11 protein-coding genes are annotated in these 10770 nt (G+C 67.9%); 3 read left to right on the top strand and 8 right to left on the bottom strand.

Annotated features, from left to right (window positions below; all coding sequences use genetic code 11):
- Window positions 1-78 precede the first annotated feature (78 nt).
- Both FG94_RS15990 and FG94_RS15985 read right to left on the bottom strand, forming a co-directional pair.
- Window positions 79-486 (bottom strand): helix-turn-helix domain-containing protein, encoded by a 408-nt coding sequence (locus tag FG94_RS15990; protein WP_036213704.1) that lies wholly within the window; start codon window positions 484-486, stop codon window positions 79-81.
- Window positions 458-901, bottom strand: a complete 444-nt coding sequence (locus FG94_RS15985) for a MerR family DNA-binding transcriptional regulator (protein ID WP_036213702.1) — start codon at window positions 899-901, stop codon at window positions 458-460. Before FG94_RS15985 ends, FG94_RS15990 begins: the two co-directional genes overlap by 29 nt.
- Window positions 902-1059: 158 nt before the next feature.
- Here FG94_RS15985 and FG94_RS15980 point away from each other — a divergent pair, with 158 nt between their 5' ends.
- Together FG94_RS15980 and FG94_RS15975 are read left to right on the top strand one after the other, a co-directional pair.
- A complete protein-coding gene (locus FG94_RS15980; RefSeq protein ID WP_036213700.1) occupies window positions 1060-4281 on the top strand; it encodes a PAS domain-containing protein in 3222 nt (1073 codons plus the stop codon).
- A 68-nt stretch (window positions 4282-4349) separates the two neighbouring features.
- A complete protein-coding gene (locus FG94_RS15975) occupies window positions 4350-4787 on the top strand; it encodes a hypothetical protein (RefSeq protein ID WP_152571004.1) in 438 nt (145 codons plus the stop codon).
- Here the strand turns inward: FG94_RS15975 and FG94_RS15970 are convergent.
- Genes FG94_RS15970 through FG94_RS15955 form a run of 4 tightly spaced genes read right to left on the bottom strand, consistent with a single transcriptional unit; the run spans window position 4784 to window position 8625 of the window.
- Window positions 4784-5350: a GNAT family N-acetyltransferase gene (locus FG94_RS15970; protein WP_229445961.1), complete on the bottom strand. Its 567-nt coding sequence runs from the start codon at window positions 5348-5350 to the stop codon at window positions 4784-4786. The genes FG94_RS15975 and FG94_RS15970 overlap by 4 nt on opposite strands.
- A gap of 10 nt (window positions 5351-5360) precedes the next feature.
- Entirely contained in the window at window positions 5361-6320 is a 960-nt protein-coding gene (locus tag FG94_RS15965; protein WP_036213694.1) for an alpha/beta fold hydrolase, read from the bottom strand.
- On the bottom strand, window positions 6317-7126 hold the full coding sequence (locus FG94_RS15960; protein WP_036213692.1) for an SDR family oxidoreductase: 810 nt from the start codon (window positions 7124-7126) through the stop codon (window positions 6317-6319). Before FG94_RS15960 ends, FG94_RS15965 begins: the two co-directional genes overlap by 4 nt.
- On the bottom strand, window positions 7123-8625 hold the full coding sequence (locus tag FG94_RS15955) for an NAD(P)/FAD-dependent oxidoreductase (RefSeq protein ID WP_051996819.1): 1503 nt from the start codon (window positions 8623-8625) through the stop codon (window positions 7123-7125). The genes FG94_RS15960 and FG94_RS15955 overlap by 4 nt, the downstream gene beginning before the upstream one ends.
- A 90-nt stretch (window positions 8626-8715) precedes the next feature.
- On the opposite strand from FG94_RS15955, the gene FG94_RS15950 reads away from it, so the two are divergent.
- Window positions 8716-9342: a TetR/AcrR family transcriptional regulator gene (locus FG94_RS15950; RefSeq protein ID WP_036213691.1), complete on the top strand. Its 627-nt coding sequence runs from the start codon at window positions 8716-8718 to the stop codon at window positions 9340-9342.
- A 57-nt stretch (window positions 9343-9399) separates the two neighbouring features.
- On the opposite strand, the gene FG94_RS15945 is transcribed toward FG94_RS15950, so the two are convergent.
- Complete coding sequence (locus FG94_RS15945; protein WP_036213688.1) at window positions 9400-9906, bottom strand: outer membrane beta-barrel protein; 507 nt, start codon at window positions 9904-9906, stop codon at window positions 9400-9402.
- A gap of 14 nt (window positions 9907-9920) precedes the next feature.
- A complete protein-coding gene (locus tag FG94_RS15940; protein WP_036213686.1) occupies window positions 9921-10442 on the bottom strand; it encodes an outer membrane beta-barrel protein in 522 nt (173 codons plus the stop codon).
- Window positions 10443-10770: the final 328 nt, after the last annotated feature.

Below are 10770 nucleotides of genomic sequence, written 5' to 3'. Positions count from 1 at the left end.
GGAGCCTCGAGGTGATTCGCCAGGAAATGTAGAGTGTCGTCGAACATGGCGACGAAGGTTAACAGCGTTGCCGCGCGTTTACAACGACAAAATAAAAATGCCGTTCAGTCTTAACTGAACGGCATTATCGCGGCAGCGGCCCTTTTTCTTGAATACCGGCGGGTACGCCGGCCTTCCTGCACGGCGCTGCTCGAAGTAGCGGGTCCATGCCCTGGCGAGGTTGGCGAATGGCTGCGCATGGGCGTCGCGGTGGACGGTGCGCAGCCAGGGCTGGCCGTTCTCGTCAAGCCAGGCCGGGGCCGAGTACTTGATCCGGTTGAACTGTTTTTTGAGCGCCATCGCGTTCGGTTTGCCGCCTGCGGCGGACTGGCGCTGCCATTCGGCGAGCGCCCAGTTCCAGACCCGGCGGGCGGTACCGGCCGCGCGCGCGAAATAATCGCGCTGCTCAAGCGTGGGATCAATCCTGATCCGGTGCGCCAGCAGCATGCTTACTCTCCAGCGCCTCACGCCGCTGGCTCTCCGTATTACGCCGGCGGGCGATGGCGATGCGCGCCACCGGGACCAGCCGCCCCTCGAGCTCCCAGCGTTGCAGCGTCTTGACCGTGATTCCCAGCAGTTTCGCTGCGTGTCCAATGCCCAATGTGGTTTCCATAGTCATCATTCGGCACTTCATAGTGATCATTCGACACTTGCGCCCACACCAAGTTCGAATAGAGTCTAGCTCCTTGAGCAGCTCGCGTTCGCGGCGCACGTCGATGTAGAAATCCGGATACAGCTGGTACAGGTCCTGTACCTGGACCCCGGGCAGGCCGACGAGGGCATCGGCAATCCGGCGGCTGATGCGCGAGCGGTGCAGCGACGAATCGGCGAAGACGACCAGGGCGCGAAGATCGGGTGTCATGCATGCTTTCTGCGGGTGCCGGGTGGGGCGATGGCAGGATTGTACATACCGTCAGCGGATCGGTTGTGTCTTGCGCGCGTAATGACACGACACATTCGTGTTTCATTGTATGCACCGGGATATTACAATTGCCGTTCTACAAACGGAAACGAACCAGCATGGCGCACCCGGAAGTCGCAATACCCAGACCCTTCGCCCAGGGCGGAGGCGAACTTGGCAAGCTCATCGACGCATTCGACTGGAGCGCCACCAGTCTCGGACCCATCGCCGGATGGCCGCCGCTGCTGCGCAGTACGGTCGACCTGATCCTGCGTTCGCCGATGCCGATGGTGAGCATGTGGGGCCCCGACGGCGTCATGATCTACAACGACGGCTACGCCCTCATCGCCGCCGAGCGCCATCCGCAGCAGCTGGGGGTGCCCGTGCGCGAGAGCTGGCCCGACGAAGCCGACTTCAACGACAACGTGATGCGGGTCTGCATGGCTGGCGGCACGCTGTCCTACCAGGACGCCGAACTGTGCCTGCGCCGCCACGGCGAACCGGAGCAGGTCTGGCTCAGCCTCGACTATTCGCCGATCGTGGCCGACGACGGCAGCGTCGCCGGCGTGCTGGCGCTGGTGGTGGAAACCACCGACAAGGTGCGCGCCCAGCGCCGCCTGGCCGGCGAGCAGGACCGCCTGCGCGCCATGTTCGCCCAGGCGCCCGGCTTCATGGCCATGCTCACCGGCCCCGAACACCTCTACGAACTGGTCAACCAGGCCTACCTCGGCCTGGTGGAGCGCGCCGACATCATCGGGCGCAGCGTGCGCGAGGTCTTGCCGGAAGTGGCCTCGCAAGGCTTCGTCGCGCTGCTCGACCAGGTCTATGCCACCGGCAGTCCGCATACCGGCGCCGCCACCGGGATCTGGCTGACCGGCGCCGACGGCGACAGTCGCCAGCACTACCTGGACTTCGTATTTCAGCCGGTGCGCGACGAGCAGGGTTCGGTCATCGGGATTTTCGTGCAGGGCAACGACGTCACCGAGCGCGTGCGCGCCGAGCAGGCGATGCGCGAGAGCGAGGAGCGTTTCCGCACCTTCGCCCAGGCCATGCCGGCCCAGGTCTGGGCGGCCGATGCGTCCGGTCGCCTGGACTGGTTCAACGAGAAGATCTTCGCCTACAGCGGCTACCGCCACGAAGAACTGGTGGCCGATGGCTGGGGGCGCATGGTGCACCCCGGCGACCTGCATGCGCTGCGCAGCCGCTGGACCGAGGCGGTGGCCACCGGCACCGTGTTCGAGGCCGAGGTGCGGCTGCGCCGCGCCGACGGCGGCTACCGCTGGCACCTGAACCGCGCGCTGCCGCTGCGCGGCGAGGACGGCCAGGTGACCGGATGGGTCGGCACCAACACCGACATCGAGGAACAGAAGAATACGGCGCAGCGCTACGCCGCCCTGAACGACGACCTGCAGGGCCAGGTGGCGCTGCGCACGGCCGAGCGCGACCGCATGTGGCGGCTGTCCAAGGACATCCTGCTGGTGTGCGCCTTCGACGGCCGGGTCGAGGCGATCAGCCCCGCCTTCGGCGCGCTGCTGGGCTGGCAGGAAACCGACATCCTCGGCAAGAATTTCCTCGAGATGGTGCATCCGGAGGACCGCTCCTCTACCATTGCCCAGATGGCGGCGCTGGGACAGGGCAACTACGTGAACAAGTTCGAGAACCGCTACCGCCGCAAGGACGGCAGCTGGTGCCTGCTGTCCTGGACCGCGGCCCCGGACGAGCGTTACGTCCATGCGATCGGACGCGACATCACGGCCGACCGCGAGCAGCTCGAGACCATCCGCCGCACCGAGCTGGCGCTGCAGCAGGCGCAGAAGATGGAAACCATCGGCAAGCTGACCGGCGGCGTGGCACACGACTTCAACAACCTGCTGCAGATTATCTCCGGCAACCTGCAGCTGCTGCAGATGGCAGAGCAAGCGCGCGGCGCGGCCAAAGCCGACTGCGCGCGCTGGATCGAGAGCGCGCGCTCGGCGGTGGACAAGGGCGCCAAGCTGGCCAGCTACCTGCTGGCTTTCGGGCGCCGCCAGCCGCTCGAGCCCAAGGTCATCAGGATCAGCCGCCTGGTGGCGAACATGGAAGACCTGCTGCGCCGCTCGCTGGGCGAAGAGATCGAGATCGAGATGGTGATCTCGGGCGGCCTGTGGAACACGGCGGTGGACGTGGCCCAGGTCGAGAACGCGCTGCTGAACCTGGCCATCAACGCGCGCGACGCGATGGATGGCAGCGGGCGCATGACGATCGAAGCCACCAATGCGATCCTCGACGACCTGTACTGCCGCGCGCACGGCGACGTGATTCCCGGCCAGTACGTGATGCTGGCGGTGACCGACACCGGCTGCGGCATGCCGCCGGAAGTCGCCAGCCGCGCCTTCGAGCCCTTCTATTCCACCAAGGAAGAAGGCAAGGGCACCGGCCTGGGCCTGTCGATGGTGTACGGCTTCGTGAAGCAGTCCGGCGGCCACGTGAAGATCTACAGCGAGGTGGGGCAGGGCACCACCGTCAAGCTCTACCTGCCGCGCTCGACGGCCGCCGAGGAGCCGCTCGGTCCGCTCGAGTCGCAGCAGGCCGTGGGCGGCAGCGAGACCATCCTGGTGGCCGAGGACGACGAGGCGGTGCGCGCCACCGTGGTCGAGATGCTGTCCGGCCTGGGCTACCGCGTGCTGAAGGCGCCCGACGCCGCCAGTGCGCTGGCGGTGATCGACAGCGGCGTGCCGATCGACCTGCTGTTCACCGACGTGGTGATGCCGGGGCGCCTGCGCAGCCCGGAGCTGGCGCGCATGGCGCGCGAACGCCTGCCGAACCTGGCGGTCCTGTTCACCTCGGGCTATACCGAGAATTCCATCGTGCACGGCGGCCGCCTGGATCCGGGCGTCGAGCTGCTGGGCAAGCCCTACACCCGTGAACGCCTGGCGCGGCGCATCCGCCAGGTGCTGGCCGGGCAGAAGCGCCGGCCCGAGGCGCCGCCGTCACCGCCGGACCAGCAGGCCAGGAGCAGCAGCCTGTCGATCGTCCTGGTCGAGGACGAGGAGAGCATCCGCACCAATACCGCGGCGCTGCTCGAACACCTGGGTCACCGGGTGCAGTCGGCGCCCGACGCCGAGGCGGCGCTGCCCTTGATCACGGCCGGCACCGACGTCCTGATCACCGACGTGCAGCTGCCCGGCATGTGGGGCGATGCACTCGCGGCGCAGGCGCGCTGCAACGCGCCGGGCGTGCGCATCGTGTTCGCCACCGGCCACGGGGAGGTAGCCAACTGGCCGGATGCGGTGGTGCTGCGCAAGCCTTACGACCTGCAGAGCCTGGTGCAGGTCCTGGGCCAGCAGGGCGTCACGGCCTGAGCAGCCGGCCTGGTCCTACAGCCGGCTCCGGCCGCGGACTATTGGTGCGCGGCGCCGGCCGGGCTATCATGGAACGCCTATTCCATGACAAGGAGGCCAGCATGTCGATGCAGAGCGAAGGCAAGGACGCCAAAGGACGTAATTACGACCAGGTAACCCGCGACGGCACCAGCAGCGCCGGCAGCATGGGCGCCGGCGGCACCGGGGATATCGGCCAGATGGGCAGTGAGAATCAGGGCAGCCAGCAGTCGGCCAGCCGCTCCGACGATCTGCTCGCCGGCGACACCACCCACCAGGAGGCCGACCAGGCCTTCAGCGGCGGCAGCCAGGGCGGCCAGATCCAGACCGGGATGGAAGGGATCGGCAAGGGCAGCGGCGCCAGCCGCCAGTCGGGTCAGCAAGGGAGCCAGCAGTCCGGCCAGCAGGCGGGCCAGCAGGGAAACATGCCCAGCGGCCAGACCGATTCCGACCAGTACGACCAGGGCACCGCGCCGCGCGAGCGCTAGGCGGTGCTAGCGGCGCCGGCCGGCGCTTCCGTGCGGCGCAGGCGGTACAGCAGGTGCCGCGACAGCGGGTGGTCTGCCGCCAGGGCCGGGTGCGCGAATGCGCCCCCGCTGTCTTCGCGCATGCCCAGCTTTTCCATCAGCGCGCGCGAGCGCAGGTTAGCCGGTACCGTGAAGGAGACGATCTCGCTCAGTCCGAGCTCCATGAAGCCGAAGCGCAGGCAGGCGCGCGCCGCCTCGCCGGCCACACCCTGGCCCCAGTAGCGGGCCGCGAGGCGCCATCCGATGTCGGTGCAGGGAGCGAATGGGAGCCCGGCTTCATGACGCTTCAGTCCGACGAAACCGGCCAGTGCGCCGCTCGCCGCCAACGTGACGGCGAAATAGCAGGCGCCGCTGCGCGTGTACAGATCCTGCTGGGAGGCGATGAAGGCTTCCACTTGCGCCATCGTGAGCGGGCCGGGCAGGAACTCGGTCACGCGCGGGTCCTGGTTCAGTTCCCAGAAGGCCTGGGCGTCGCTCGCTTCCCAGGTGCGCAGCAGCAGGCGTGGGGTCTGGATGATGTTCATGGGCGGCATATTAGCCTGCCAGTACCGGGCGCGCCGCGACCACGCCTTCGATGAAGCCTGTGGTGAGCTCCGGCTGGGTCACTGGCAGCATGTGTCCGCCCTCGACCAGTTGTAGCCGCCCATCCGGCAGTTTGCCCACCAGCGCCTGGCCGTTGGCGCGCCAGTCGAGCAGGCGGTCGCCGCGGCCGAACAGTACGTGCACAGGCATGCGCAGCTCGCCGTAGCGGCCTTCGATGCGCGGCATGTGGCCGGCCAGGGCCTGCACGTCGGCCGAGCCGGCCAGGAATGCTCCCGGGCGCAGGCCGAGCAGGCCGCCGCCGCGGGTCGCGAAGTCGGGCGGTGCGCTTTCCGGGCCGAATACCTCACGCAGGATGCCCTTGCTCGTGACGATGCCGGGCGGGACCGCCAGCGTCGCCGCGAACAGGCGGCGCAGCCAGGCGGTTTCGATGGTCATCGAGCGGAACACGGCCGGCACTGCCTGCGGCGCGTGGCTGAGCGGCGCCAGCAGCGCCAGGGCGCCGACCTGCCGCGGGTGCTCGAGCGCCAGGGTGAGCGCAGTCGCGCCGCCCAGCGAATGCCCGACCACGGTCGGCCGCTCCAGTCCCAGCTGGTCGATCAGCGCGGCGATGGCGCGCGCCTGGGTCGACAGGTCCGCCGCCATCCCGTCAGGACGCGTCGAACAGCCGGAACCCGGCCGGTCCACCGCCAGCACGCGGTAGCGGCTCGACAGCGTGCGCACGGCGCCGTAGTTGAAATGCGCCATCTGGCCGCCAAGCCCGTGGATCAGCAGGATGGCCGGGCTGCTGCCCTCGTCGCGCACATGCAGGCGCACCCCTTCCACCTCGACGAAGCCGCCTGCGGGCGGCAGGAAGGCCTCGATACGGCGCGCGGTGCGGCGGCTGAACGCGGCCAGCAGGAGGAGCAGCAGCGCGAAGCCGCCAAGGACGGCCAGCAGGAGGTGCAGCTTCATCGTGCGCTCGCTTTCTTCAGGACTCGCCAGTAATGGACGGGGCTCAGGCGTTCGAGCAGGGCGACGAACCTGGCGTCGCCGCCGACCAGGATGCGGGCCCGGCGCCGCTCGATGCCGCGCACGATGATCTCGCCGGCCTGCTCGGGCGGCATGCGCAGCAGGCGCTGCGCGCTCGCGCGGCCGTGCGCGATGTCCTGCTCCGGCGCGTCTTTCGGAACGCGCGCGTTGTTCGCGATCGCGGTCGCCACACCGCCCGGATGCACCACGCTGACCGCCACCGTACAGCCCTCGAGCTCGTGGCGCAGCGCATTGCTGAAACCGCGCACGGCGAACTTGCTGGCCGCATAGGCGCTCTGGCCCGGCGGCGCAACGATGCCGTAGATGCTGGAGAGGTTGACGATGCGGGCGTCGTCGCTCCGGTGCAGGTGGGGCAGGAAGGCGCGCGTCATCCGGACCACGCCATGGAAGTTGATCTCCATGAGCCAGTCGAAATCTTCTTCGGCCACCTGCTCGAAGCTGCCGCCGAGCGCGACACCGGCATTGTTGACCAGCAGGTCGACCCGGCCGTGCAGGTCCAGCACCTCGGCCGGCAGCAGGCGCACGGCAGCGCGGTCGGCCACATCCAGGCGGTGGCTGGAGGCGCGCACCCCGAGCGCCCGGGCTTGCCTGGCTGCCTCGCTGGCCGCCGCGCCGTCGATGTCGGCCAGGGCCAGGTGGCAGCCGCGCCGGGCCAGGGCAAAAGCGGTGGCGCGTCCGATGCCGCCGCCGGCGCCGGTGACGACGGCGACCCGATTGGCGAGCTTCATGGCATGGCTCCCGGCTGACCGAAGCGCAGCACGCCGTCCTCGATGCGCCCGAAGCGGATGGTCAGGAGGTCGCGCAGGTAGTTCTGGTAGACCTGCCAGGGCTTGCGCGCGCCCTGTTTGGGCAGCAGGTGGCGGGCCCGCTCGACGTAGCCCGAATTGAAGTCGAGGAAGGGGACTTCCGGCACGTCCGGGTCGCGCTGCGCCACCGCGATGGCCTGGCCGCGGGCGTCCATGTGGCGCAGCAGGCGGCACACCCAGGCGGCCGTCAGGTCGGCCTTCAGGGTCCAGGAGGCATTCGTGTAGCCGAAGGCCAGCGCGCAGTTCGGGACGCCGCTCAGCATCATGCCCTTGTAGGACATGGCGCGGCTGGGGTCGAGCACGCGCCCGTCCACCACCAGGGTGGCGCCGCCGAACAGCTTCAGGGTGAGGCCGGTCGCCATCACAACGAGGTCGGCCGCCAGCTCGCGTCCGGATTGCAGCAGGATGCCGCCCCTGGTGAAGCGCGCGATGCGGTCGGTGACCACCGAGGCGCGCCCGAGGCGGATCGCCTTGAACAGGTCGCCGTCCGGCACCACGCAGACGCGCTGGTCCCAGGGCTTGTAGCTCGGGGTGAAGTGCTGTGCCGCCGCCTCCGGCGAACCGAGCTGGTGGCCGGCCATCTCGACGATCTTGCGCTTGACCAGGTCCGGCTTGCTGCGCGCGAGCCAGTACAGGAACATGCTCTCGCCGAGCACGCGCCAGCGGGTCAGCGCATAGGCCAGCCCCTGCGGGAGCAAAGCCTGCATGCGCTGGGCGAAGCGGTAGCGCGAGGGCCGGGCCACGACGTAGGTCGGGGTACGCTGCAGCATGGTCACATGCAGCGCGCGGTCGGTCATCGCCGGCACCACCGTGACGGCGGTGGCGCCGCTGCCGACCACCACCACCTGCTTGCCGCTGTAGTCGAGGTCCTGGGGCCAGAACTGCGGCTGCACGATGCGCCCGGAGAAATCCTGCTCGCCCTCGAAGCGCGGGCGGTAGGCCTCGTCATAGCTGTAGTAGCCGCTGCACAGGTAGAGGAAACGGGCCTGCAGCGTGCGCGTCGTGCCGTCGTGCAAACGCGCCTGCACGGTCCACAGCGCGTCTTTCGAGCACCAGCTTGCGCCAACCACCTTGTGGCCGTAGCGGATGTGCGGCTCGATGCCATGCTCGCGCGCGGTGCCGCGCACGTAGTCGAGGATGGCGGGGCCGTCGGCGATCGCTTTGGCATCCAGCCAGGGCCGAAAGGCATAGCCGAGCGTGTACATGTCGGAATCCGAGCGGATGCCGGGATAGCGGAACAGGTCCCAGGTGCCGCCGATGGCCTCGCGCGCCTCGAGGATGGCGTAGCGCTTGCCGGGGCAGCCCTGCTGCAGGGCGCTGGCGGCGCCGATGCCGGACAGTCCGGCGCCGACGATGAGCACATCCAGCGGGGCTTCCTGCGCAGCGCCCGCTGCAGGAGAAGAGGATGCGGGTGGATGCATGGTGTCTCGGTGTGTTTTTTATATTGACACTGTACATTGTCAGAATCACGGTGACAAGTTTGGGTACAAGTTTCTGTGTAGAATGTAGCCATGAAAGCAGAGCTCACCACCACCCGCTCCTACCGCGGGCTGTCCCAGGAAGAGCGGCGCGCCGACCGCCGCGCGCGCCTCATTGCCGCGGCCATTGCCGTCTATGGCGAGCGCGGCTACCACCAGGCCACCGTCAAGGCGGTCTGCGAGGCGGCCGGCCTGACCGAGCGCTACTTCTACGAATCCTTCCCCAATAGCGAAGCGCTGCTGATCGACTCCTTCAATGCCGTGACCTATTCAGTCCTGGGAGAAATCACGCGCGCCGCCAGGGAAGCGGGACGCGGACGCATCGCGCGCTCGCGCGCCATGCTGCATGCCTATTTCGCCGCGCTGCAGCGCGAGCCGCAGTCGGCGCGGGTGTTCCTGGTGGAGATCCGCGGCGTCAGCCGGGCGGTGGACCTGGCCTTCGATGCGGCGCTGCGCGCGATCGGGCGCGAGGTGGCGCGCATCGTGGCCGCACCCGGCGCACCGGACGACGAGCTGCTCCAGGCCGGGGTGGTCGGCGGCGTGATCCACATCGCGCTGCGCTGGATCGACAACGGCTATGCACCGGCGATCGAGAGCGTGGTCGATACGGCGCTGCGGCTCGGCACCGTGCTGTCGGCGCCGCGCCGCAGCGCTGCCTAGTTCATCCGGGACGCAAAAAAGCCCGGCAGCGCCGGGCTTGGAAGAGGGCGAAGCCGCTCAGAACTGGAAGGACAAACCGGTGCTCAGGTTGGTCGCCTGCTGGGAGATCTTCTGCACCTCCACGCGCGCCGCGATCGCCGGGCTGATCGCATAGCTCAGGCCGATGCCGTACAGCGCCTTGGTGGTCGAATCCTTGTTGGTGAAGCCCCCGGTGCTGAAACGCTCCTGGATGCGGGCCGCGCCAAGACGGCCGTAGACGCTGAAACTTTCCCCGATCGGCATGCTGCCCACCAGCGACAGCGAGGTCTGGTCGGCGCGCAGGTTCGCACCGTCGCTGCCCCAGCGATAGTCGCGCTCGAACAGGCGGCGCTGCCCCAGTTCGACGGCGAAGTTCGGATGGAAGCTGTAGCCCACGAAGCCGCCGAAACTGGTGTCGCGACCGTCGACATCGGTGATCTTGGTGCGGCCGATGTCGGCGCCCGCATAGAAGCTGCCGGGTTGGGCGGCGAAGCTGGCCGAGGACGCGGCGATCAGGGCGGCTGCGACTGCGATGTTCTTGAACATGGCGCTCCCTTTCTTCAGAACTGGAAGGCGACGCCGGCGCTCAGGTTGGTCGCGTCGCTGGCAGGCTTCTGCACTTCGAGGCGCGCCGAGACGGCCGGGGTGAAGGCATAGCTCAGGCCGACGCCGTACAGGGCCTTGGTGGTGGAGTCCTTGGCGCTGAAGCCGGCCGAGCTGACCTTGGCTTCCAGGCGGTTGACGCCGAGGCGGCCGTAGAGGCTGAGGTTCTGCGCCACCGGCAGGCTGCCGACCAGCGACAGGTGGGCCTGGTCAAGCTTCGCGCTGCCTTCCATGAAGGCGGTGCTCGGGCTGCCGACATAGATGTCGTAGTCGGCCAGGCGGCGGTAGCCGGCTTCCACGGCGAAGTTCTGGTGGAAGTTGTAGCCGACGAAGCCGCCGACGCTGGTGTCGCGCTTGGAAACGTCGTCGACCTTGGTCTTGCCGACATCCCCGCCGGCGTAGAAAGTATTCGGTTGGGCGGCTAAAGCGGCCGAGGAAGCGATGAGCAGGGCGCTGGCAGCTGCGATTTTCTTGAACATATTATGTGCCTCTTTCTTTCGTTGATGCGCTGGGGCGATTCCCGAGCACGGCGCAATTATTGCAGCTGGGATACGTTTACTGCAATTTTTCACTATGCACAAATGTGCAAATAATGTTTGCAAATGTAACCGTGTATGCATATTTTGTTTGCCATGTGATCAATTCGATCAAATCGTCGTTGGAGGATGCGCAATAAAAAAGGCGCTGTCACCGTTAGGTGTTGGAGATCTTGAACTGTTGAGCTGAACCGATGTCAAACCACTGTCCGATCGACAGTGGAGGTGGCAATGCAGGCGGCAAGCTTCAAACCGTGGCTGGCGCGTGTCG

It is taken from the genome of Massilia sp. LC238 (assembly GCF_000735635.1).
Taxonomy (GTDB): Bacteria; Pseudomonadota; Gammaproteobacteria; order Burkholderiales; family Burkholderiaceae_D; genus Telluria; species Telluria varians.
Note: the sequence above shows the minus strand (reverse complement) of the source record. Positions and strands in the feature narration are given on the sequence as shown.

Coding starts and splice junctions, on each gene's coding strand:
- FG94_RS15985 (WP_036213702.1), bottom strand. CDS start 901: ATGACACCCGATCTTCGCGCCCTGGTCGTCTTCGCCGATTCGTCGCTG.
- FG94_RS15980 (WP_036213700.1), top strand. CDS start 1,060: ATGGCGCACCCGGAAGTCGCAATACCCAGACCCTTCGCCCAGGGCGGA.
- FG94_RS15990 (WP_036213704.1), bottom strand. CDS start 486: ATGCTGCTGGCGCACCGGATCAGGATTGATCCCACGCTTGAGCAGCGC.
- FG94_RS15950 (WP_036213691.1), top strand. CDS start 8,716: ATGAAAGCAGAGCTCACCACCACCCGCTCCTACCGCGGGCTGTCCCAG.
- FG94_RS15960 (WP_036213692.1), bottom strand. CDS start 7,126: ATGAAGCTCGCCAATCGGGTCGCCGTCGTCACCGGCGCCGGCGGCGGC.
- FG94_RS15955 (WP_051996819.1), bottom strand. CDS start 8,625: ATGCATCCACCCGCATCCTCTTCTCCTGCAGCGGGCGCTGCGCAGGAA.
- FG94_RS15970 (WP_229445961.1), bottom strand. CDS start 5,350: ATGAACATCATCCAGACCCCACGCCTGCTGCTGCGCACCTGGGAAGCG.
- FG94_RS15940 (WP_036213686.1), bottom strand. CDS start 10,442: ATGTTCAAGAAAATCGCAGCTGCCAGCGCCCTGCTCATCGCTTCCTCG.
- FG94_RS15975 (WP_152571004.1), top strand. CDS start 4,350: ATGGAACGCCTATTCCATGACAAGGAGGCCAGCATGTCGATGCAGAGC.
- FG94_RS15945 (WP_036213688.1), bottom strand. CDS start 9,906: ATGTTCAAGAACATCGCAGTCGCAGCCGCCCTGATCGCCGCGTCCTCG.
- FG94_RS15965 (WP_036213694.1), bottom strand. CDS start 6,320: ATGAAGCTGCACCTCCTGCTGGCCGTCCTTGGCGGCTTCGCGCTGCTG.